General features: G+C 59.5%; 20 protein-coding genes. 8 read left to right on the top strand and 12 right to left on the bottom strand.

Going from position 1 to position 21,380, the window contains the following annotated elements:
- The first annotated feature begins 69 nt into the window (after window positions 1-69).
- Genes GIR22_RS03925 through GIR22_RS03915 form a run of 3 tightly spaced genes read left to right on the top strand, consistent with a single transcriptional unit; the run spans window position 70 to window position 3,567 of the window.
- Complete coding sequence (locus GIR22_RS03925; RefSeq protein ID WP_154742034.1) at window positions 70-1,227, top strand: Gfo/Idh/MocA family protein; 1,158 nt, start codon at window positions 70-72, stop codon at window positions 1,225-1,227.
- A gap of 29 nt (window positions 1,228-1,256) precedes the next feature.
- On the top strand, window positions 1,257-2,309 hold the full coding sequence (locus tag GIR22_RS03920) for a sugar phosphate isomerase/epimerase family protein (RefSeq protein WP_154742055.1): 1,053 nt from the start codon (window positions 1,257-1,259) through the stop codon (window positions 2,307-2,309).
- 43 nt (window positions 2,310-2,352) lie between these two features.
- Window positions 2,353-3,567: a nucleoside permease gene (locus tag GIR22_RS03915; protein WP_154742033.1), complete on the top strand. Its 1,215-nt coding sequence runs from the start codon at window positions 2,353-2,355 to the stop codon at window positions 3,565-3,567.
- A gap of 54 nt (window positions 3,568-3,621) precedes the next feature.
- Here GIR22_RS03915 and GIR22_RS03910 read toward each other — a convergent pair whose 3' ends face one another.
- Both GIR22_RS03910 and GIR22_RS03905 read right to left on the bottom strand, forming a co-directional pair.
- Complete coding sequence (locus tag GIR22_RS03910) at window positions 3,622-3,993, bottom strand: DUF6124 family protein (protein ID WP_154742054.1); 372 nt, start codon at window positions 3,991-3,993, stop codon at window positions 3,622-3,624.
- A 350-nt stretch (window positions 3,994-4,343) separates the two neighbouring features.
- The gene (locus tag GIR22_RS03905) at window positions 4,344-5,171 is read right to left on the bottom strand and encodes an SDR family oxidoreductase (protein ID WP_154742032.1); all 828 of its coding nucleotides are present in this window, start codon (window positions 5,169-5,171) and stop codon (window positions 4,344-4,346) included.
- Between the two features lie 110 nt (window positions 5,172-5,281).
- On the opposite strand from GIR22_RS03905, the gene GIR22_RS03900 reads away from it, so the two are divergent.
- On the top strand, window positions 5,282-6,187 hold the full coding sequence (locus GIR22_RS03900) for a LysR family transcriptional regulator (RefSeq protein WP_154742031.1): 906 nt from the start codon (window positions 5,282-5,284) through the stop codon (window positions 6,185-6,187).
- Between the two features lie 123 nt (window positions 6,188-6,310).
- Here the strand turns inward: GIR22_RS03900 and GIR22_RS03895 are convergent, their stop codons facing one another.
- Window positions 6,311-7,555, bottom strand: coding sequence for a saccharopine dehydrogenase family protein (locus GIR22_RS03895; protein ID WP_154742030.1), 1,245 nt, complete (start codon window positions 7,553-7,555; stop codon window positions 6,311-6,313).
- A gap of 28 nt (window positions 7,556-7,583) precedes the next feature.
- Window positions 7,584-8,681 carry a carboxynorspermidine decarboxylase gene (locus GIR22_RS03890; protein WP_154742029.1) on the bottom strand — a complete coding sequence of 366 codons (1,098 nt, stop codon included), beginning with the start codon at window positions 8,679-8,681 and terminating at the stop codon, window positions 7,584-7,586.
- Window positions 8,682-9,072: 391 nt separating this feature from the next.
- Between GIR22_RS03890 and metE the strand changes: the two genes are divergently transcribed.
- Window positions 9,073-11,361, top strand: a complete 2,289-nt coding sequence (gene metE, locus GIR22_RS03885) for a 5-methyltetrahydropteroyltriglutamate--homocysteine S-methyltransferase (RefSeq protein WP_154742028.1) — start codon at window positions 9,073-9,075, stop codon at window positions 11,359-11,361.
- A 528-nt stretch (window positions 11,362-11,889) separates the two neighbouring features.
- Here the strand turns inward: metE and GIR22_RS03880 are convergent.
- On the bottom strand, window positions 11,890-12,321 hold the full coding sequence (locus GIR22_RS03880; RefSeq protein ID WP_154742027.1) for a hypothetical protein: 432 nt from the start codon (window positions 12,319-12,321) through the stop codon (window positions 11,890-11,892).
- A gap of 110 nt (window positions 12,322-12,431) precedes the next feature.
- Window positions 12,432-13,220, bottom strand: a complete 789-nt coding sequence (locus GIR22_RS03875) for an AraC family transcriptional regulator (protein WP_154742026.1) — start codon at window positions 13,218-13,220, stop codon at window positions 12,432-12,434.
- A gap of 87 nt (window positions 13,221-13,307) precedes the next feature.
- Here GIR22_RS03875 and GIR22_RS03870 point away from each other — a divergent pair, with 87 nt between their 5' ends.
- Together GIR22_RS03870 and GIR22_RS03865 are read left to right on the top strand one after the other, a co-directional pair.
- Window positions 13,308-14,306, top strand: coding sequence for a bile acid:sodium symporter family protein (locus GIR22_RS03870; protein WP_154742025.1), 999 nt, complete (start codon window positions 13,308-13,310; stop codon window positions 14,304-14,306).
- Between the two features lie 182 nt (window positions 14,307-14,488).
- A complete protein-coding gene (locus GIR22_RS03865; protein ID WP_154742024.1) occupies window positions 14,489-15,673 on the top strand; it encodes a sugar transporter in 1,185 nt (394 codons plus the stop codon).
- Window positions 15,674-15,825: 152 nt separating this feature from the next.
- On the opposite strand, the gene GIR22_RS03860 is transcribed toward GIR22_RS03865, so the two are convergent.
- Window positions 15,826-16,065, bottom strand: coding sequence for a hypothetical protein (locus tag GIR22_RS03860; RefSeq protein ID WP_154742023.1), 240 nt, complete (start codon window positions 16,063-16,065; stop codon window positions 15,826-15,828).
- A gap of 120 nt (window positions 16,066-16,185) precedes the next feature.
- On the opposite strand from GIR22_RS03860, the gene GIR22_RS03855 reads away from it, so the two are divergent.
- A complete protein-coding gene (locus GIR22_RS03855; protein WP_154742022.1) occupies window positions 16,186-16,539 on the top strand; it encodes a hypothetical protein in 354 nt (117 codons plus the stop codon).
- A 147-nt stretch (window positions 16,540-16,686) separates the two neighbouring features.
- On the opposite strand, the gene GIR22_RS03850 is transcribed toward GIR22_RS03855, so the two are convergent.
- The 5 genes from GIR22_RS03850 to modA form a co-directional block, all read right to left on the bottom strand.
- Window positions 16,687-17,391 carry a YoaK family protein gene (locus tag GIR22_RS03850; RefSeq protein ID WP_154742021.1) on the bottom strand — a complete coding sequence of 235 codons (705 nt, stop codon included), beginning with the start codon at window positions 17,389-17,391 and terminating at the stop codon, window positions 16,687-16,689.
- 236 nt (window positions 17,392-17,627) lie between these two features.
- Window positions 17,628-18,656 (bottom strand): DNA topoisomerase IB, encoded by a 1,029-nt coding sequence (locus GIR22_RS03845; RefSeq protein WP_154742020.1) that lies wholly within the window; start codon window positions 18,654-18,656, stop codon window positions 17,628-17,630.
- Window positions 18,657-18,740: 84 nt separating this feature from the next.
- Window positions 18,741-19,820: a molybdenum ABC transporter ATP-binding protein gene (modC, locus tag GIR22_RS03840; protein WP_154742019.1), complete on the bottom strand. Its 1,080-nt coding sequence runs from the start codon at window positions 19,818-19,820 to the stop codon at window positions 18,741-18,743.
- Between the two features lie 5 nt (window positions 19,821-19,825).
- On the bottom strand, window positions 19,826-20,506 hold the full coding sequence (gene modB / locus GIR22_RS03835; RefSeq protein WP_154742018.1) for a molybdate ABC transporter permease subunit: 681 nt from the start codon (window positions 20,504-20,506) through the stop codon (window positions 19,826-19,828).
- Window positions 20,507-21,265, bottom strand: a complete 759-nt coding sequence (modA, locus tag GIR22_RS03830) for a molybdate ABC transporter substrate-binding protein (protein WP_154742017.1) — start codon at window positions 21,263-21,265, stop codon at window positions 20,507-20,509.
- Window positions 21,266-21,380 lie beyond the last annotated feature (115 nt).

Genomic DNA, 21,380 nt, shown 5'->3' with positions numbered 1-21,380 from the left:
CCTAAATTTCCGGCTGGATGTAACCGGTTACATCTTGCGTGTAAACCGCCCAACAAAGGAAGACTTGCCATGCGTGCTGCGGCGTCAAAAATCAGAATGGGGTTTGTCGGAGGCGGCGAGGGCGCTTTTATCGGCCAGGCTCACCGTCAGGCCGCCGGGCTTGATGGTTGTTATGAGCTGGTATGCGGTGCCTTCAGCCGCGACCCCGAGAATAACCGCGACACTGGCATTGCATTGGGTTTGCCCGCTTCCCGTTGCTACATCGACTGGCAGCACATGCTGGCGGCGGAACAGGCATTGCCCTTTGATCAACGGATGGAATTGCTGGTTATCGTCACCCCCAATCATTTACATGCCCCCATTGCCAGCCAGGCGCTACAGGCGGGCTTTCATGTCTTCAGCGAAAAGCCCGCAGCGCTGAACCTGGCCGAAGTCCTGGCGCTTGAAGCCGTGGTGAGCGACAGCCCCGGCCACTATGGTCTCGCGCACACTTACCTAGGTTATCCCATGGTCTGGCAGGCCCGGCATATGGTACGCAGCGGTGTTATTGGCACGCTACGCAAGGTGATCGTGGAGTACCCCCAGGGTTGGCTGAGCCACGATGCGGCCGGGCAGGGCAACAAGCAGGCCGGCTGGCGCGATCAGCCCGAACTGTCGGGCCTGGGCGGCTGTATTGGTGATATCGGCACCCACGCTTTTTCCCTGGCGGAGTTCGTCGCTGACCAGCCCATCGAACAGCTCTGCGCCAGCCTGGGCATCCACGTACCCGGCCGCCAACTGGATGACGATGCAGCCATGCTGTTCAAAATGGCAGGCGGCGCCAGCGGCGTACTGATCGCCAGCCAGGTTTGTGCTGGCGAAGAAAACCCGCTGAAGATCCGTCTCTATGGCGACAAAGGTGGCCTGGAATGGCGCCAGGAAGAACCATCCAGCCTGATCCACCGTTCCCTCGATCAACCCCTGCGCATCCTGCGCTCCGGCATCGGCCAGCCATGGCTGTGCGAAGCCGCCTTGCAACGCATGCGCCTGCCCGCCGGGCACCCCGAGGGTTACCTGGAGGCCATGGCCAACCTTTACCGCGACTTTGCCGCCGCAATTGGCCAGGGCACCGAGGTTGTCGGAGTGCCCGGTATTGAAGTGGGCGTGCGCGGCATGGCCTTTATCGAAGCCGTGATCGCCAACCATCGCGGCGACGCGAAGTGGACGACATTGGCCCGCCACTTATGAATCAGGAGACTCTATCCATGAACCCAGGAATGCGTGGCCCCGGGATTTTTCTCGCTCAGTTCATCTCGAATGAGGCGCCTTTCGACACCCTGTCCAACATTGCCCACTGGGCCGCCTCCCAAGGCTACAAGGCGATTCAGCTGCCAACCCTGGGTACGCAATACATCGACCTGGCCCGCGCCGCCGAGAGCCAGGACTACTGCGACGAACTCAAGGCCGTGTGCGCCCAGGCCGGTGTTGAAATCAGCGAGCTGTCGACCCACCTGCAGGGTCAACTGGTGGCCGTGCATCCGGCATTCGATACGCTGTTCGATGACTTCGCGCCGGCGCATCTGCGGGGCCAGCCCCAGGTTCGTACCGAGTGGGCTATCGAGCAACTGAAACTTGCCGCCCGTGCCAGCCAACGCTTGGGATTGAATGCCCATGCGACTTTCTCCGGCGCGCTGCTCTGGCCGTATGTCTATCCGTGGCCACAGCGTCCCGGCGGGATGGTGGAGCAGGGTTTTGCCGAGTTGGCCAGGCGTTGGTTGCCGATCCTGGAGTGCTTCGAAATGGCCGGCGTCGATCTGTGTTACGAAATTCACCCCGGCGAAGACCTGCACGATGGGGCCTCCTTCGAACGCTTTCTCGAAGCCGTCGATCACCATCCCCGCGCCAACATTCTCTACGACCCCAGCCACCTGCTGCTGCAGCAAATGGACTATTTGGGTTTCATCGACCGCTACCATGAGCGCATCCGCATGTTCCACGTCAAGGATGCTGAATTTCGCCCCGACGCACGCTCCGGTGTGTACGGCGGTTATCAAGGGTGGGTGGAGCGCCCTGGGCGTTTCCGTTCCCTGGGAGATGGCCAGATCGACTTCAAGTCGATCTTCAGCAAGCTCACCCAATACGGGTTCAGTGGCTGGGCGGTACTGGAATGGGAATGCTGCCTCAAGGATTCACAGCAAGGTGCGGCAGAAGGCGCAGCGTTTATCCGCCAGCACATGATCCGCAAGGCCACCAAGGCTTTTGACGACTTTGCCAGCGTGACGTCCGACGAGGCATTCAACCGGCGGCTGCTGGGCTTGGCCGACACCTGAACACAGCTTCATTTATCAAAATAACAATAAAACGGTGACCCTAATGAAAGCGCGATTGAGCGTCATGATGTTCCTGCAGTTCTTTATCTGGGGCGGCTGGTTCGTCACCCTCGGCACGTTTCTCGCCAACAACCTGGGGGCCAGCGGCGGGCAAATCGGCATGGCGTTTTCAACCCAGTCCTGGGGCGCGATCATTGCCCCCTTTATCATCGGCCTGATCGCCGACCGCTACTTCAATGCCGAGCGAATCCTGGCAGTACTGCACCTGCTTGGCGCGGTGTTGCTGTACCAGCTTTACCGCGCGCCGGACTTCATTGGCTTTTATCCATATGTGCTGGCGTACATGGTCATCTATATGCCGACCCTGGCGCTGGTCAATTCCGTGGCGTTCCGTCAAATGAGCGACCCGGCCCAGGAGTTTTCCCGTATTCGGGTGTGGGGCACCATTGGTTGGATCGTCGCGGGGCTGGTGATCAGCTTCGTGTTTGCCTGGGATGCCCAGCAGTCGATCGCCACCGGCGCGTTGCGCAACACCTTCCTGATGTCCGCCATCGCTTCCCTGGCATTGGGTCTCTACAGCTTCACCCTGCCGCGTACCGCACCGCTAAAACCCGAGGCTGGCAGCGGCGGCATCAAGCAACTGCTGGGCCTGGACGCCCTGGGCTTGCTCAAGGATCGCAGCTACCTGGTGTTCTTCATCGCCTCAATCCTGATCTGCATTCCCTTGGCGTTCTACTACCAGAATGCCAACCCGTTCCTCGCGGAAATCGGCGTGACCAACCCCACCGCAAAAATGGCCATCGGGCAGGTTTCCGAAGTGCTGTTCATGCTGCTGTTGCCCCTGTTCATCCAGCGTTTCGGGATCAAACTCACGTTATTGGTGGGGATGCTGGCGTGGGCCTTGCGCTATGTGTTGTTTGCTTACGGCGATAACGGCGAACTGGTCTTCATGCTGTTCACGGGCATCGCGTTGCACGGCATCTGCTATGACTTCTTTTTTGTCTCGGGGCAAATTTATACCGATGCCAAGGCACCGGAGCGCTTCAGGAGTTCGGCGCAAGGGCTGATTACCCTGGCGACTTACGGGGTGGGGATGTTGATTGGGTTCTGGGTGGCGGGGCAGGTGACTGATCACTATGCGGCGGTGGGCGGCAGCCATGACTGGCGTAGCATCTGGCTGTTTCCGGCGGGTTTTGCGTTGCTGATTTTTTTCTGTTTTTCGGTAGCGTTCAAAGGGCGCAAGCGGGTGGCAGGCTGATTTGGCAGGGTCCGCCTCCTGTGATTGGAAGCGGCCCATTAGAGCGCAGTCTTTTTACTTCGACGTAGTTTGCGCGCATCCATCCAGCGCCTTGTCGACCAACATCTGCACACCTTCCAGCATCCTGCAAATACCCAGCGCCACATTGCGTTGAATCCCGTCGACTTCGAAGGCGAGATGGGCCGCAATCACGTTGATCGACGCTAAATCCTGTGAGGCATTGACCAGCAAGGTTTGCGCATCCAGATCAGCACGCACGGTAAATAAGCCATCGAAGGGTGGTTCGGTAGGTTCGTCGATTGGAGCTTGGGCTTGGGCTTGGCTTTCAGGATTCAGGTAGTGATTGATAGCACGGTACGCCGCTTCTTGAAGCAGGCTGGCGTCGTAGCTGGAATGATGCGGGGGATTTGGACTGTCTTTAATCATGGTGAAGCTCCGCTGATTAGTGGAGCCGCCACCGTTCGCGGTCAAACGAGGGGGGGTGGCAGCTGTACGCGGGTTGACCGACCGGTAATCAACGAACCCGGCATACCCGAAGGTATCCCGCGTACAGCCGCCGCGACACGATACATCAGGCACAAAAAAAACGCCTGGGACAGGTGTTGGGCGTTGCAGTTCGTTGATTAGTCGGACGGTCAAATCCGGCCGCTGAATTGGCAGCGACGACGAAGGTTAGTCAGCCCCTGTCCGACCTACAACCTGAAACAGCTGTCGGAAAAATCCGAGAGCCGTTAACCCGGCGCACCGTTCATCGACGTACACCAATCGCCACGAAATCAGTCGATTTCAGTGCTGCGGGCGACTTCCTGTTGTGCCTCAAGTGCCGCCAACCGCTCAGTCAACGCCGCATGAACCCGCTCATACGCACCACTGCCCAACAACAACCTTTTCGGCGCAGGTTGCACGTCAGCCACCGCTAACATCGCCTTCGCCATCTTCACCGGGTCACCCGTCAGCGCAAACTCCCCACTGGCCACAGCCCTGCGCACATCACCCGCCGGGGTCTTGTCATACACCGCCATCTGCGGCGGGCTCACCAGCGCAGCGCCAAAGTTGGTGCGCGTTGGCCCTGGCTCCACCAGCGTAAATTCAATCCCGAACGGTGCAACCTCCTGCGCCACCGACTCAACAAACCCTTCAATCGCCCACTTGCTGGCGTGATACAGGCTGAAGTTCGGATACGCCAACTGCCCGCCCTCCGAAGAAACCTGCAGCACCCGGCCACCGCCTTGCTCTCGCAGAAACGGCAGGCACGCACGGATCACCTGAATCGAGCCCACCAGGTTGGTCTGCAACTGCTGCTTGATCTGTTCGTCGCTGACTTCCTCCGCGGCACCAAACAACGCATAACCCGCGCTGCTGACCACCACGTCGATGCGCCCCCATTCGGTAAACGCCTGCTTGACCACTTTGCGAATGGCCTCTGCATCATTCACATCCAGCTGCGCCAACCACAGTTGCTCGGGATAACGCTCTGCCAAATCCTTCAGGGCTTGGGTTTTACGCAAAGTCGCGGCAACCCGATCCCCGCGTTCAAGCAGTTGTTCCACCAGGGCCTTGCCGATGCCCGAGGAGCTGCCAGTAACCAGCCAGGTTTTATTCATGGGGGATGTCCTCCGTAAGCTGCCGAGTTGGCAAACAGTACGGACACCGTACGCCGCAGCGACTGCTGCTACTATCGATGCAATCGCGCATGAGTTAGTGAAATTTCACCATGAATCAATCGTCGCCTTCGCTCGCAGAACTCAGTGCCTTGACGCTGATCGTGTCTCATCGCAGCTTTCGCAAGGCTGCCGATGAGCTGGGGCTGTCGGCCTCGACCCTCAGCCATATGATGCGCACGCTGGAGGCCAATCTCGGTGTGCGCTTGCTCAACCGCACCACCCGCAGCGTTGCGCCAACGCCGGCCGGGCAGCGTTTGGTGAGCCGGGTGACGCCGTTGTTGCGCGAGTTCGAGCTGGCGCTGGAGGAGGTCAATGAGTTCCGTGACTTGCCCAGCGGCAGCCTGCGCATCAGCGCCAGCGAGCCGGCTGCGCGAATTCTGTTGGAGGCGGTACTGCCGGAATTTCTCACGCGCTTTGCGCAGATGAGCGTGGACCTTGTGACCGATGGCCGCCTGGTGGACATCGTCGGCGAGGGTTTTGATGCCGGTATTCGCTTGGGCGAATCGGTGCCTCAGGACATGATCGCGGTGCGTCTGGGGCCGCCCACGCGCTTCATTACCGTGGCTTCGCCGAAGTACCTGGCAAACCATCCCGCCCCACTCACGCCGGACGATCTCCAGCGCCACCAGTGCATTTCCATTCGCATGCCCAGCGGCAAACCCTATCGCTGGGAGTTTGAAAAGCACGGGCAGTCACTGACGGTGAGCACCACCGGAAACCTCACCCTCGATAACGTGGAAATCATGGCCGACGCTGCCGCTCGCGGGTTGGGCATCGCGTATGTGCCGGAGCATACGGTGGCGCGGTATTTGGCGGACAAGTGCCTGATCAAGGTACTGGATGATTGGTGTTCGCCTGGCGCCGGGCTGTATTTGTATTACCCGGGGCACCGTCATGTTCCGGGCGGTTTGAGGGCATTTATTGAGGTGATAAGGGAGATGGTCGATGTTGCCTGATCATGGGGTTCAGACCGCCGCGAAGTCGATCTTGCAGTGTGGTCGCGACTATCGGCCGAGTGATGAACTCATCGGCTCAAACAAAAATGCGCCCATTCGGGCGCATTTTTCATTGAGTTGCTATCAGGCGATAGCATCCCAAGCCCGATCACCGTTCTCGTCTTTGATCCGAGTCGGTAACCCCATCGCATCCAACGCCTTGAGGAACGGCTCAGCCGGCAGCTCCTCGACGTTGGCCATGTGCTTCACATCCCACACGCCACGCGCAACCAGCAACGCCGCAGCCACTGGCGGTACGCCGGCGGTGTAGGAGATGCCCTGGCTGTCGGTCTCGGCGAACGCATCTTCGTGGTCGGCCACGTTGTAGATGAACAGTTCGCGCGGCTGGCCATCCTTGGTGCCCTTGACCAGGTCGCCGATGCAGGTCTTGCCGGTGTAGCCCGGTGCCAGCGACGACGGGTCAGGCAGCACGGCCTTGACCACTTTGAGCGGCACCACTTCCAGGCCTTCGGCGGTAGTGACCGGTTTTTCGGAGAGCAAGCCGAGGTTTTTCAGCACGGTGAACACGTTGATGTAGTGTTCGCCGAAGCTCATCCAGAAGCGCACGTTGGGCACGTCGAGGTTTTTCGACAGCGAGTGCACTTCATCGTGACCGGTCAGGTACAGGTTCTGCGAACCGACCACCGGCAGGTCGTCAGTGCGTTTGACTTCGAACATGGTGTTGCTGGTCCACTGGCTGTCCTGCCAGCTCCACACCTGTCCGGTGAATTCGCGGAAGTTGATTTCCGGGTCGAAATTGGTGGCGAAATATTTGCCATGGGAGCCGGCATTGACGTCGAGAATGTCGATCGAATCAATGCGGTCAAAATGCTTTTGTTGCGCCAGCGCTGCATAAGCGTTGACGACACCCGGGTCGAAGCCCACGCCGAGAATGGCCGTGATGTTCTTCTGTTTGCACTCTTCCAGGTGGTTCCACTCGTAGTTGCCGTACCACGGCGGGGTCTCGCAGACCTTGCCCGGCTCTTCATGGATGGCGGTGTCGAGGTAGGCCACGCCGGTATCGATGCAGGCACGCAGCACCGACATATTAAGGAAGGCGGAGCCGACGTTGATGACGATCTGCGATTCGGTCTCGCGGATCAGGGCCTTGGTCGCTTCCACGTCCAGGGCGTTCAGCGTAAAGGCTTTAATGTCCGCAGGCTGCTTGAGGCTGCCCTTGGCCTTGACGCTGTCGATGATGGCCTGGCATTTGGAGATGTTGCGCGACGCGATAGCAATACGACCGAGTTCGTCGTTGTGCTGCGCGCACTTGTGGGCCACCACCTTGGCGACACCTCCTGCACCAATGATAAGAACGTTCTTTTTCAATTGCTTTATCTCTCCTTTATTCGCCAGCTTACGAGAGGCTGGACAGGTAGTCGTCGTAACCAAACTCACGAACCACTTCGACGGTACCGTCGAGTTGTTTCACTACGATGGACGGCATTTTCAGGCCGTTGAACCAGTTCTTCTTGACCATGGTGTAGCCTGCCGTGTCGATGAACGACAGCCGATCGCCGATGGTCAGCGGACGATCAAATTGATATTCACCGAAGATATCCCCGGCCAGGCACGACTTGCCGCACACCATGTAGGTGTGATCGCCTTCGCACGGTGCCATCTTGGCGTCCAGGCGATATATCAGCAGGTCCAGCAGGTGGGCTTCGATGGAGCTGTCTACCACGGCCAGGTTTTTGCCGTTGTAGAGGGTGTCGAGCACAGTGACTTCGAGCGAGGCGCTGTTGGTGATTGCTGCTTCGCCCGGCTCCAGGTAAACCTGCACGCCGTACTTCTGCGAGAACGCCTTGAGCCGCGTGCAGAACGCGTCCAACGCATAGCCTTCACCGGTAAAGTGGATACCGCCGCCGAGGCTGACCCAACTGACCTTGTGCAGCAGTTCGCCAAAGCGTTCCTCGATGGTGTTCAACATCTGGTCGAACAGGCCAAAGTCGCCGTTCTCGCAATTGTTGTGGAACATGAAGCCGGAAATCTGCTCAATAACGCCTTCGATCTTCTCCGGGTCCCATTCGCCCAGGCGGCTGAACGGGCGTGCGGGGTCGGCCAGCAGGTAATCGGAACTGCTGACCTGTGGGTTGACCCGCAGGCCACGGGTCTTGCCTTCGGAGCGCTCGGCAAAGCGCTGCAACTGGCCGATGGAGTTGAAGATGATCTTGTCGCAGTTCTCCAGCATCTCTTCGATTTCATCGTCGGCCCAGGCCACGCTGTAGGCGTGAGCTTCACCGTCGAACTTCTGGCGACCGAGCTTGAGCTCGTACAGCGACGACGACGTGGTGCCGTCCATGTACTGCTGCATCAGGTCGAACACCGACCAGGTGGCAAAACACTTGAGCGCCAGCAGGGCCTTGGCGCCGGACTGTTCGCGCACGTAAGCGATCTTCTGCATGTTGACCAGAAGCTTCTGTTTATCGATGAGGTAGTACGGCGTTTTGATCATTTTTCAGAGCCTGCGGCGGTGCCTGCCAAAAAAGGACACGCATTGTGCCTTCACTTGGACCGGATCGAAAGGTTAGTGAGCGGATTTTGCGGATCGACGACTAGCGTAGCGTCCCAGTGTGGCAATACGAAGGTAAGGGGGCGAGAAGATGCAATAGAACGAATAGGGGAGCGGGCTTGCTCGCGAGTCAATATCAAGCCGACTGATCCACCCCTTGCGATGAAGGATCAGCCCCTGGTTGTACTACTTCATGCTTCACCCGTTTTGTCCCTACGTCAGCGCCTGACAGAGTCATGAGCAAAACTTGTGATCATGAAGAATAAAATGAGTTTGTTTCACTATGATCGAATGCCGACAATGGCTCCATCCCCACAGATTGGAGTCGTTTGTCATGGCAGTTGCCCATTCCCTTGGATTTCCGCGCATTGGACGCGACCGTGAACTGAAAAAAGCGCAGGAAGCGTTTTGGAAGGGTGAGCTAGACGAAACCGGCCTGCGCGCCGTGGGCCGTGAGCTGCGCAAGACTCATTGGGCGCTGCAGAAGAGCGCCGGTATTGAGCTGCTGCCAGCCGGTGACTTTGCCTGGTACGACCAGGTCCTGACGCACTCGCTGATGTTCGGTGTGATCCCCGAGCGTTTCCGTCCGGCCGATGGTAAAGCTACCCTGAACACCCTGTTTGGCATGGCCCGTGGCGTCAGCGACAGTTGCTGCGGCGCTGGCCACGCCCAGGAAATGACCAAGTGGTTCGACACCAACTACCACTATCTCGTCCCTGAGTTCAGCGTCGACCAGCAATTCCAGCTGGGCTGGGATCAACTGTTCGAAGAAGTCAAAGAGGCTCGCGACCTGGGGCACACCGTCAAGCCTGTGGTAATTGGCCCGCTGACGTACCTGTGGCTGGGCAAGGCCAAGGGCGGCGACTTCGACAAGTTGGACCTGCTGGATCGCCTGCTGCCGCTGTACGGGCAGATCTTCCAGCGGCTGGCGGACCTGGGCGTGGAATGGGTGCAGATCGACGAGCCGATCCTGGTGCTCGACCTGCCTCAGGATTGGAAAAACGCCTTTGAGCGTGCCTACAACCTGATTCAGCGCGACCCGTTGAAGAAGCTGGTTGCCACTTATTTTGGCGGCCTGGAAGAAAACCTCGGCCTGGCGGCGAACCTGCCAGTGGATGGCCTGCACATCGACCTGGTGCGCGCTCCCGAACAATATCCGACGATCCTTGACCGTCTACCCGCTTATAAAGTGTTGTCCCTGGGCTTGGTCAACGGCCGTAATGTATGGCGCTGCGACCTGGAACATGCGCTGGCTACCTTGCAGCACGCCCACCAGCGCCTGGGTGATCGCCTGTGGGTTGCGCCATCGTGCTCCTTGCTTCACAGCCCGGTGGACCTGGGCCGCGAAGACAAGCTCGATACTGAACTGAAAAGCTGGCTGGCCTTCGCCGTACAAAAGTGCGAAGAGGTGGCCGTGCTGGCCCAGGCCATCAACACGCCTGAAGCTGCGCCGGTGCTCAAGGCCCTGGCCGAAAGCCGCGGCGTACAGGCTGCCCGTGTTACGTCGCGACGTATCCATAAACCGGCGGTCCAGGCGCGAGTCGCTGCGATTACCGCCAAGGACAGCCAGCGTCATTCGTTGTTCGCCACGCGTATCGAGAAACAACGTGCCGGCCTGAACCTGCCGTTGTTCCCGACCACCACCATTGGTTCGTTCCCGCAAACTGCATCGATTCGCCTGGCTCGCCAGTCGTACAAGGCCGGCAAGTTGAGCGAAGCCGAATACGTCGAGGCCATGCACAGCGAGATTCGCCACGCCGTTAATGTGCAGGAAAACCTGGGCCTGGACGTGCTGGTGCATGGTGAGGCCGAGCGCAACGACATGGTTGAATACTTCGCCGAGCAACTGGACGGTTATGTGTTTACCCGTTTCGGCTGGGTCCAGAGCTACGGTTCGCGCTGTGTGAAACCGGCGCTGATCTACGGTGATCTCAGTCGCCCGAAGGCCATGACGGTGGAATGGATTCGCTACGCCCAGGGCCTGACCGCCAAACCAATGAAGGGCATGCTCACCGGTCCTGTGACCATGTTGATGTGGTCGTTCCCCCGCGAAGACGTGAGCCGCGAAGCGCAGGCCCGGCAATTGGCCCTGGCCATTCGTGACGAAGTAGTGGACCTGGAGGCTGCGGGCATCAAGATTGTGCAGATTGATGAAGCCGCCTTCCGCGAGGGTTTGCCGTTGCGCCAGGCGCAGTGGCAGCACTACCTGGATTGGGCCACCGAAGTGTTTCGCCTGTGCGCCTCTGGAGTGCGTGATGAAACCCAGATCCACACCCACATGTGCTATAGCGAGTTCAACGATGTGATCGAGTCCATTGCGACCATGGATGCCGACGTGATCACCATCGAAACCTCGCGTTCGGACATGGAACTGTTGGACGCGTTCGAAGCCTTCGCCTACCCGAACGACATTGGGCCTGGCGTCTACGACATCCATTCGCCCCGAGTGCCAGAGGTGGCGCAAATGGCCAACCTGCTGCGCAAGGCAGCCAAGCGGATCCCCGCCGAGCGCCTGTGGGTCAACCCGGACTGTGGGTTGAAGACTCGTGGCTGGCCGGAAACCGAGGCGGCGTTGGTGCATATGGTCAGTGCAGCGCGACAATTGCGGACCGAACTGGCATAGCACCTACATTTGATCTGACTGCACAACGCCAGAAAGCCTGGCGTTCTGTAGCCGCTGTCGAGGTACGAGGCTGCGATAAGGGCCGCAGGACCTTCGGCAATCTCAAGACCCAAACGACTGCTGCGCAGCCGATCGCAGGCTACGCCAGCGGCTGCAGGTGATCGACGGTTCTTTGTAGCCGCTGTCGAGGCACGAGGCTGCGATAAGGGCCGCAGGACCTTCAGCAATCTCAAGGCCCAAACGACTGCTGCGCAGCCGATCGCAGGCTACGCCAGCGGCTACAGGTAATCGGCGTCTGCCCTCTGTAGCCGCTGTCGAGGCACGAGGCTGCGATAAGGGCCGAAGGACCTTCGGCAATCTCAAGACCCAAACGACTGCTGCGCAGCCGATCGCAGGCTACGCCAGCGGCTACAGGTAATCGACGGTTCTTTGTAGCCGCTGTCGAGGCACGAGGCTGCGATAAGGGCCGCAGGACCTTCAGCGGTTCAAGGCAGCGACTTGGTTGCCACCAGCCCACACTGATGATGCTCAGCCAGCCGCTTGCGGCTGCATCCGCAACTCTCCTTCAACGTCTTTCACCAACCCACTGGCCACCAACAGCGGTAACAACCGCTTGTGCCACTGCGGCTCGACAAACTCCTTCAGTGTCTCAAGCGCCAGAACACCACTCAGTGGCAGCTCGGCCTTGGTATAGGATAGCCAAACCTTTTTCAACATCAACAGCACATCGCTGCCAGCGGTGGAGGCGAAGCGGCGGTTGGCCGTTTGGCCCTGGAAGTCGAAGGTGTGCTGGAATTCATAACCGGTTTCGTCACCGTTGCCAGCGACACAGCGCACACAGGTGCAAGGGCCTGCGCCGAAAGCGGCCTCCAGGTAACGATTGAAGTCCACCACGGGCTTGAGCGACAGGCGTTTGTCCACTTCAAACAGGTCACCGGTCATTTTTTCGTCAGTGTTCAACGTCGAATTCCTCGCAAGTCTGCGGCTGTTTTTCAAGCGCGGCACGATACCAGTGTCGCAGGGGCCGGGTGGTTTTTTTTGCGTCAGGAGCCTTGCCGCTTTCATAAGCGCTAATGGAAGAACTCCCCTGGCGTGGCCGCAAACTGTTGACGAAATGCGGCAATAAACGCCGAAGTCGACTCATAGCCACAGGCCAGCGCTACATCGGTCACCCGTTCGCCTTGTTCCAGCGAGGGCAGGGCGCTCAGCAGTCGCAAGCGCTGGCGCCATGCCCTGAACGTCAAGCCGGTGTCGCTCAGGAACAGGCGGCTGAGGGTTTTCTCGCTGACGCCCAGTTTCTGGCTCCATTGACCGAGGGTGGTTTGTTGTTCCGGGTGCAAGTCCAGGCTGCGATAGATCTGCCGCAGTCGAGCGTCATGGGGCAGCGGCAGCATCAGGTCGACCTTCGGCGCGGCGGCGAGTTGGTCCAGCACCACTTGGGCCAACCGACCCTGGGGGCCGTCCTCGGCATACTCCACCGGCAACTCGCTGAAACTGCGAATCAACTCGCGCAACAAACTGCTCACCGCCAACACCTGGCAACGCTCGGCGGCCCAGGCGGTGACGCTGCAGTCCAGATACAAACTGCGCATTTCGGTATGGGGCGAGCTGAATACCCGGTGTGGCATCCCGGCCGGTATCCATACCGCCCGTTGTGGCGGCGCGACGAAACGCCCGGCGCTGGTCTGGATCTCCAGCACCCCGGAGATCGCATAGGACAACTGCACCCACGGATGGCTATGGCGGCGGGTCAAGGCGCGGTTAGGCAGTGATTCAGTGCGGCCATACACCGGTCGTGGAAGGCTGGACAGCCCGGGAACACTGCGGCGGATGGCTTTTTCATGTCCTTTTGGCGGCATTTACTGGCTCATTGGCGTTAGTCGGTAACCAGCAGTTACGTTAAAGTTGCCAGGATGCTCTTGGCAACCCCCTGGAAGATCCTGCTTATGACCCGCCCGCGCTTTTTGCCTGACAACTTCACCCTGATCCTGATTGCCACGGTGATCCTCGCCTCGCTGCTGCCTGTTGATGGTCAAGCCGCGGTGGCCTTCGGCTGGTTGACCAACTTCGCCATTGCCCTGCTGTTTTTCCTCCACGGCGCCAAACTCTCGCGCCAGGCCATCGTCGTTGGTGCCGGCCACTGGCGCCTGCATTTGCTGGTGTTCAGCCTGACCTTTGTGCTGTTTCCACTGTTGGGCCTGGCCCTCAAACCGCTGCTGTCACCGCTGATCGGCAACGACCTGTACATGGGCATGCTCTACCTCTGTGCGCTGCCGGCCACTGTGCAATCGGCGATTGCCTTTACTTCCCTGGCCCGGGGCAATATCCCGGCAGCGATTTGCAGCGCGGCAGCGTCCAGCCTGTTCGGCATCTTCCTTACCCCCTTGCTGGTGACCCTGCTACTCAACGTGCATGGTGACAGCGGCTCCACTGTCGATGCGATCCTGAAAATCAGCGTGCAATTGCTGCTGCCGTTTATTGCCGGGCAGATCGCCCGTCGCTGGATTGGTCATTGGATTGGCCGCAACAAGGCCTGGCTGAAATTTGTCGACCAGGGCTCGATCCTGCTGGTGGTCTATGGCGCGTTCAGCGAAGCGGTGAACGAGGGTGTCTGGCACCAGATCCCCCTATGGGAGTTGGGCGGGCTGGTGGTCGCCTGTTGCGTGCTGCTGGCGCTGGTGCTGGTGGCGTCGACGGTGCTGGGCAAGGCCTTCGGCTTCAATCAGGAGGATCGCATTACCATCTTGTTTTGCGGTTCGAAGAAAAGCCTGGCCACCGGTGTGCCCATGGCCCAGGTGCTGTTTGCCGGGGCGACCATGGGCGTGCTGATCCTGCCGTTGATGTTGTTTCACCAGATTCAGTTGATGGTGTGCGCGGCGTTGGCGCAACGTTATGCCAGGCGGCCGGAGTCTATTCCCGAGCTGATGGGGCAGGTAGATCCTTGACCTTGCCCTGACAGATTTTGCTACCCATTCTTGAGTCCGACATTTATCGTTGGCAGTGGAAATAGAGGCTTCGGCCTCTTTTTTCGTTGCGCTATTATCCAATCTGTACCGCTGTCTTTAACGATGTCCCTGCCCATGGGGAAGTCGAGTCACCGGCTTGCTTGATCATCCTAGAGTTCTAAATGACTATTTCAGCGGCTACACCCCAGGCCAACTGGCAGCCTGTCATCGCACTGGCCTTGGCCGCCTTTGTCTTCAATACCACCGAATTCGTCCCGGTGGGCCTGCTCAGCGCCATCGGCGCCAGCTTTGACCTGCCCATTGCGCGGGTCGGGCTGATGCTCACCATTTATGCCTGGGTCGTTTCCCTGACCTCGTTGCCAGTCATGCTGCTGACCCGTAACGTCGAGCGGCGCAAGTTGTTGATTGTGTTGTTCGCCATGTTCATTGTCAGCCATGTGCTTTCCAGCATGGCCACCAGTTTCGGCATGCTGATGGTCAGTCGCATCGGCATTGCGCTGTCCCATGCGTTGTTCTGGTCCATCACCGCTTCCCTGGCCGTACGCCTGGCGCCGGAAGGCAAGCAGGTACAGGCCCTGGGTTTGCTGGCAACCGGCACTTCCCTGGCGATGGTGCTGGGTATTCCCTTGGGGCGTCTGTTGGGCGAAGCCATGGGCTGGCGCAGCACCTTTATCGTCATCGCCGCCTTCGCCGCGGGCCTGGTGTTCTGGCTGGCGCGGACCTTGCCGTTGCTGCCGAGCCAGAACTCCGGCTCCCTCAGGAGCCTGCCGATGCTGTTCAAGCGCCCAGCCCTGGTGGCGCTCTATGTGCTGACCGCCTTGGTGGTCACTGCACAATTTACCGCCTACAGCTATATCGAGCCCTTCGTCGAAGGCGTCGCAGGCATGAGTGGCAATACTGTGACCCTGGTCCTTTTGGTGTTTGGCGGGGCGGGTATTATCGGGTCGCTGCTGTTCAGCCTGCTGCACCGCTTCAATCCCCATCGCTTCCTGATCACCGCCGTGACTGTGCTCACCTTGTGCCTGGCGTTGTTGCTGCCGTTGAGCGGCGGGGTGTCTTACCTGGTGATCCTGAGTGTGTTCTGGGGCATGGCGATCATGGCTTTCGGCTTGGCGCTGCAATCCAAGGTGCTGGTGCTGGCCCCTGATGCAACGGATGTGGCCATGGCGATGTTTTCCGGAATCTACAACATCGGCATCGGTGGCGGGGCGTTGTTGGGGAGTTGGGTCGGCGGGCAGTTTGGTTTTGCGTATATCGGTGCGGCGGGCGGGTTGCTGGCAGCGTTGGCGCTGGGGGGTTATTGCCTGGCCATTTACCGGTATGGGCAAGGAGTGGCTCGCGGGTAGCTATCCTGGTTGTTCTGGGCCCGAACGCTTTCTCCTCCCGTGTTTGCTGCCATCCCTGGCGTGTAGGGCCTGATCCGTAATCGCCAGGATGGGAGGTAAGCGCGGGCAATATCGGGCCACGCGCGATTGTCTACCCGGCTGTCAGTGCCGATTTACTTCTTGTTGGCCTGAGCTTCGGCCGCCAGGCATTCCAGGGCAAACTGTTCGGTGTAGGTCATTTGGATCGCAGTGGTTTCGCCCTTGACCGTACGTTCGCCATCAAGGATGTAACGGATGCGCTTGTCGGTCACGCCAATGCGCTTGGCAATCCAAGATGGCGTCTGGCCGATGCGGCTGATCAGTTTGTCGGCGTAGTCGGTGGAAGGGTTGTAGCGCTCGGCATTGGGTGTCATGGGGGTTCCGGATAAAAACAGGTTTTCAGGTAGGTCACAGGGTGACGCAATAAACAGTGGGTGTCGCCTGTCACGTCGAAACCAGTGGTACAGTCGGATTTTTTCCAAGGAAGCAATGGTATGCGGATGGTGGTGATAGGCGCGTTGGTACTGGCATCGCTGGCCGGTTGTGCGGGATCGAAGATGAAAGAGGCGCGCTCCGGGACGCCATACAAAACCCTGGCTTCGGACAAGGCAGCCCTGGTGGTTGCACAGTGCGTGCAGTTCGGCTGGCAGGACGAGGCGGTGTTCGGTGTCGATGCCGGCGGCTTCATGGAGCCTGCGCAGGCTGGCGGTTATACGATCTATACCACCGCGGGTGATTACTTCGTCGATGTGCTGAATGCAGGTAAAGCGAGCACCGTCAATTATTACGCTGCCGAAGATAATTGGGCGGCCAAGCGTCGCCTGGCCGCTTTGGCGACTTGTCTGTAAGACGCTACTTCAGTTTTTTTCAGAAATTCCCGGCGGACAGTCCCCGGGCATTGCCTTAAGATTCTTATGCTCGCCCGACATTCAGGCTCTTTACCAGTACAGGGACGTCGAGGCCGTAATGTCGGGTGGGCACCTTTTTCGGTTGATTCAGCGGGGCATATACCCCAAGTGCCAACGGTGCGGGATCATCAGCGACACCAGCCCCAAAAACGCTGCCAGCAGGCCGCTGACCAGCAGCGCGTGAATCCCCATCCGCTGCTCCAGCAACGCACCGATCACCGCCCCCACGAACATTCCGGCCCAGGGAATCAGTTGCACCCGCCAGCCATTGCGACGCTCCCCCAGTATCCATCGCCCCAACCCACGGCCGAAACGTGATAGCGCCCCCGTGACGTAAGTCAGTCCGACCGGTAGGCCATTGACCTCCTCAACCGCTGCATTGAGCATGCCCATGGCAATGATCGCGGCCAGCAAGGCCGGTAACTGATCGACGAAAGGCCAGGCCGCCGCGCCGCACAACAAGGTGGCGATGCACAGCAGCAACGGCAGGGCGTGGCGTTTGCTGATCCGACTGATGATAACGCCCAGGGCATTCCCGGCGATAAACGTTGCCACCAGCAGGGTCAGGCGCCCCGTCAAGCCCAGGTCACCATCGCTGATCGCCACTGCCAGGCGCGTGGTGTTACCGCTCATGAACGACACAAAGTCACCGCTGGCCATGAAGCCGATGGCATCGGTCATACCTGCCAGTACCGACAGACTGGCCACCAGTATCAGCCCGACTCGACCACGCCATTTGTGTCGATGCAGCAATGTGGGGTTGGCGTAAGGTTTGAGGGATGAAGGCAACATGGGATCGGGCTCTTCGATGAGATTATCCGGTCATTACCGTAGGGGGCTTTTGTCCTGCCTGCAATGACTTGGGGCACGCCAGTCAAATAATTTCGAAGCGCCAACCCTCGGCGTGCCAGCTCAGGGAGTGGGTGGGGCACAGTGCGGCGAGAAATGCCGGATCATGGGACAACCATTGGGCCCATTGATCGTTAACCGCATCGGCTCTGTCAGGGGGGCGCACTTGGGGTTTTTTCCTACAAAGCTTTAGCCAATTGTTCGAGGAATATCGCCAGCCCCACTTCCTCCGCTTTTAAGCCTTTGCGCTCCCGTGGCTTGGGCAGCTTGGCCAATTCGCCGAGGCTGAAATGCTCCAGTAGCGCCGGGTGGATATAGCATTTTCGGCACACTGGCGGTGTGTTACCCAGTTGCCGGGCAACTTCTTTTACCATCGCTACCACGTGTTTCCTGGCATCCGACTCCGGTTGCCATTCCAGTTCCCTCAGCACCGAGAGTGCGAGGACGCTGCCGGCCCAGGTTCGATAGTCCTTGGCGGTAAAGTCAGCCCCCGTGAGGTTTTGCAGGTAGGCATTGACGTCGGTGGAACTGACGGTATGGCGCTCGTTGTTTTCATCCAGGTATTGAAACAGGTTCTGCCCTGGCAACTCCAGGCAGCGCTTCACCACATTGGCCAGACGCCGGTCCTTGACGGTGATCCGGTGTTCGATGCCACTCTTGCCACGAAATTGGAACAGGATCTCGCTGCCCTTGATGTCCACATGGCGGGTGCGCAGGGTGGTCAGGCCATAGGAGCGATTGTCCCGCACGTATTGGGTATTGCCGACGCGGATCAGCGTTGCATCCAGTAGCAGGATTACTGTGGCCAGGACCTTTTCGCGATTGAATCCGGGCTCGGCGACCTGGGCTTGCAACTGTTTGCGCAGTTTCGGCAGGGTGTTGCCGAATGCCTGCAGCCGTGAATATTTGTCGCTGTCACGGATCTCGCGCCAGCGCGGGTGATAGCGGTATTGCTTGCGTCCCCGGGCGTCACGGCCAGTGGCCTGCAGGTGGCCGCGTGGGTCGGCGCAGATCCATACATCGGTGTAGGCCGGCGGGACCGCCAGGGCACTGATACGTTGGATTTCATCTACATCGGTGATGCGCTGGCCGTCGTCAGCAAAATACTGAAACGTGCCCCGCAGCGGCTTGCGACGGATACCCGGTTGGGTGTCATCAACGTAATGCAGGCCACGGGGCGGGCCAGCAAGCAACGCAGGATCGGGCATGGCGTAAAGTCCTTGGCAGCAAATCGAGCCGGTATGCTTGATTGACCGCAGCGCTTCGCGGTGGTGCCAAAGGATTGCAAACTGTCAGGCGAGTACCGCCACCGCCTTGATTTGCGCCCACAACATCTGGCCTGGATGCAGTTGCAATTGGTCTCGGGAAAACCGCGTGATGCGCGCTAGTAAGGGCGTTCCGACGGCGTCCAGGCGCACCAGCACGTGAGCGCTGTTGTCGGCTGGAATCTCCTGGACCACGGTCACCGGCAATCGGTTGAGAATACTGCTGTGCTCCTCGGCCTGCAGGCTGAGGCTGACGTCCCGGGCCTGTACCTTGAAGCGCAGCGCTTTACCTCTCTCCAACGGCGCATGGGCCACCCGCATCTGCAATTGACTGTCCGGCAGTTGCAAGGTGAGCAACTGATAGTGCTCGTCATAAGCGCTGACGGTGCCGTTGATCACCACGCCAGCGTCGTCACCCAGGGCCAGTGGCAGGTCGAGTCGCGCCAGGGTTTCGCCAATGGGACCGCTGGCCAGGGCCTTGCCGTTACTGAGCACGACAATGTGATCCGCCAGCCGCGCCACTTCATCCTGGGCATGGCTGACGTACAGCAACGGAATCTCCAGCTCGTCATGCAGGTGTTCGAGATAAGGCAGGATCTCACTTTTGCGTTTGCTGTCCAGCGCCGCCAGGGGTTCGTCCATCAATAGCAGTTGCGGGCTGGTGAGCAGGGCGCGGGCAATGCCGACGCGCTGACGTTCGCCGCCGGAAAGGTACTGCGGATAGCGCTCCAGCAGATGGCCGATACCCAGCAGCTCGGTGGCTTGGGCCATGTCCACCCGGCGTTGTTGCCGAGGAATGCGCTTGAGGCCGAATTGCAGGTTGGCCAACACCGACATATGGGGAAACAGACTGGCCTCTTGAAAGACATAGCCCAAGGCGCGCTTATGGGGCGGCACGAACACGTTTTGGCGACTGTCTTGCCACACGTTGTCGTTGATCCGGATGAAGCCGTCGTTGGCGCGTTCCAGGCCGGCGATGCAGCGCAGGCAGGTGGTTTTGCCGGAGCCGGACTGACCATAGAGCGCCGTCACCCCACGGTCGGGCAACTGCAGGTCAACGTCCAGGGCAAAGCCTGGATACTTCAGTTGCAGGCGTACCTCAATCATCGACGTCAACTCCAGCCTGCCTTGGTTTTACGGCTGGAGTAGAGTGCCAGCAACACCAGGAAAGAAAATACCACCATAGCTGCGGCAAGCCAGTGGGCCTGCGCATACTCCATGGCTTCTACATGGTCGTAAATCTGCACCGAGACCACGCGGGTCTTGTCGGGAATATTGCCGCCAATCATCAAGACCACACCGAACTCACCGACAGTGTGGGCGAAACCGAGCACCGAGGCAGTGATAAAACCTGGGCGAGCCAGAGGCAGGATCACATTGAAAAAAGTGTCCCAGGGATTGGCCCGCAAAGTTGCCGCGACTTCCAACGGGCGAGTGCCGATGGCACTGAAGGCGTTCTGCAACGGCTGCACCACGAACGGCATGGAATAGATCACTGAGCCGATCACCAACCCGGCGAAGCTGAACGTCAGGGTGCCCAGGCCCAGCCATTGGGTGAACTGGCCGACGTAGCCGTTAGGTCCCATGCTCACCAGCAGGTAGAAGCCAATCACCGTCGGCGGCAGCACCAACGGCAGGGCAACCACCGCACCAATGGGGCCGCGCCACCAGGAGTTGGTGCGTGACAGCCATAGGGCGATCGGAGTGCCGATGACCAACAAAATGGCAGTGGTCAGGGATGCCAGCTTGATGGTTAGCCAGATTGCGGAAAAGTCGGCATTCGACAGGGGCATTTACAACTCGTACCCGTAGGACTTGATCACGGCGGCGGCTTTCGGCCCCTTGAGGTATTCAACCAGTGCCTTGGCGGCAGCGCTGTCCTTACCCTTGTTGAGGATCACTGCGTCTTGCTTGATCGGGTCGTGCATGGCGGCGGGTACGACCCACGCCGAACCGCTGGTGACTTTGCCGTCTTTATAGATCTGCGACAAGGCGACAAAACCCAACTCGGCATTGCCGGTGGACACGAACTGATAGGCCTGGGTGATGTTCTGGCCCTCAACGAGCTTGCCCTTGACCTTGTCGCTCAGCCCTTCCTTGGCCAACACCTGGGTAGCGGCGAGACCGTAAGGGGCGGTTTTCGGGTTGGCAATGGACAGGTGCTTGTATTGATTTTGCTTCAACACCTCGCCCTTGGCGTCGACATAACCTTCCTTGGCCGACCACAGTGCCAGGGTGCCGGTCGCGTAGGTGAAGCGCGAGCCTTTGACGGTGTCGCCTTCGCTCTCGAGTTTTTCTGGGGTGCTGTCGTCAGCGCTGAGGAATACTTCGAATGGTGCGCCGTTCTTGATCTGGGTATAGAACTGCCCGGTGGCACCATAGGCCGCAACCAGCTTGTGCCCGGTGTCTTTTTCGAAGTCGGCGGCAATCGCCTGGATCGGTGCGGTGAAGTTGGCGGCCACGGCTACCTGGACTTCATCGGCCTGGGCCGAACCGAGCGTAAAGAGGGCGATCAGGGTGGCAGGGGCCAGGCGTGAGGCACGAGTGATCATGAAACAGCTCCTTGGGGGCCGACGGTGCGGCTTGTTATGGGCAGAAGACTATACCGCTATGTACGGGAATATATAGCGGTTGGTCGCCGGCGGTACAGTGCAAAGTTGCCCTGGG

Origin of the sequence: Pseudomonas karstica (assembly GCF_009707515.1) — a bacterium.
Lineage (GTDB): Bacteria > Pseudomonadota > Gammaproteobacteria > Pseudomonadales > Pseudomonadaceae > Aquipseudomonas > Aquipseudomonas karstica.
This window is presented reverse-complemented; position numbering and strand designations above follow the sequence as displayed.

What these genes read in the sequence shown, in the direction of transcription:
- GIR22_RS03925 (WP_154742034.1), top strand. Translation starts at nt 70, where the DNA reads ATGCGTGCTGCGGCGTCAAAAATCAGAATGGGGTTTGTCGGAGGCGGC.
- GIR22_RS03920 (WP_154742055.1), top strand. Translation starts at nt 1,257, where the DNA reads ATGCGTGGCCCCGGGATTTTTCTCGCTCAGTTCATCTCGAATGAGGCG.
- GIR22_RS03915 (WP_154742033.1), top strand. Translation starts at nt 2,353, where the DNA reads ATGAAAGCGCGATTGAGCGTCATGATGTTCCTGCAGTTCTTTATCTGG.
- GIR22_RS03910 (WP_154742054.1), bottom strand. Translation starts at nt 3,993, where the DNA reads ATGATTAAAGACAGTCCAAATCCCCCGCATCATTCCAGCTACGACGCC.
- GIR22_RS03905 (WP_154742032.1), bottom strand. Translation starts at nt 5,171, where the DNA reads ATGAATAAAACCTGGCTGGTTACTGGCAGCTCCTCGGGCATCGGCAAG.
- GIR22_RS03900 (WP_154742031.1), top strand. Translation starts at nt 5,282, where the DNA reads ATGAATCAATCGTCGCCTTCGCTCGCAGAACTCAGTGCCTTGACGCTG.
- GIR22_RS03890 (WP_154742029.1), bottom strand. Translation starts at nt 8,681, where the DNA reads ATGATCAAAACGCCGTACTACCTCATCGATAAACAGAAGCTTCTGGTC.
- metE (WP_154742028.1), top strand. Translation starts at nt 9,073, where the DNA reads ATGGCAGTTGCCCATTCCCTTGGATTTCCGCGCATTGGACGCGACCGT.
- GIR22_RS03875 (WP_154742026.1), bottom strand. Translation starts at nt 13,220, where the DNA reads ATGCCGCCAAAAGGACATGAAAAAGCCATCCGCCGCAGTGTTCCCGGG.
- GIR22_RS03870 (WP_154742025.1), top strand. Translation starts at nt 13,308, where the DNA reads ATGACCCGCCCGCGCTTTTTGCCTGACAACTTCACCCTGATCCTGATT.
- GIR22_RS03865 (WP_154742024.1), top strand. Translation starts at nt 14,489, where the DNA reads ATGACTATTTCAGCGGCTACACCCCAGGCCAACTGGCAGCCTGTCATC.
- GIR22_RS03860 (WP_154742023.1), bottom strand. Translation starts at nt 16,065, where the DNA reads ATGACACCCAATGCCGAGCGCTACAACCCTTCCACCGACTACGCCGAC.
- GIR22_RS03855 (WP_154742022.1), top strand. Translation starts at nt 16,186, where the DNA reads ATGCGGATGGTGGTGATAGGCGCGTTGGTACTGGCATCGCTGGCCGGT.
- GIR22_RS03850 (WP_154742021.1), bottom strand. Translation starts at nt 17,391, where the DNA reads ATGTTGCCTTCATCCCTCAAACCTTACGCCAACCCCACATTGCTGCAT.
- GIR22_RS03845 (WP_154742020.1), bottom strand. Translation starts at nt 18,656, where the DNA reads ATGCCCGATCCTGCGTTGCTTGCTGGCCCGCCCCGTGGCCTGCATTAC.
- modC (WP_154742019.1), bottom strand. Translation starts at nt 19,820, where the DNA reads ATGATTGAGGTACGCCTGCAACTGAAGTATCCAGGCTTTGCCCTGGAC.
- modB (WP_154742018.1), bottom strand. Translation starts at nt 20,506, where the DNA reads ATGCCCCTGTCGAATGCCGACTTTTCCGCAATCTGGCTAACCATCAAG.
- modA (WP_154742017.1), bottom strand. Translation starts at nt 21,265, where the DNA reads ATGATCACTCGTGCCTCACGCCTGGCCCCTGCCACCCTGATCGCCCTC.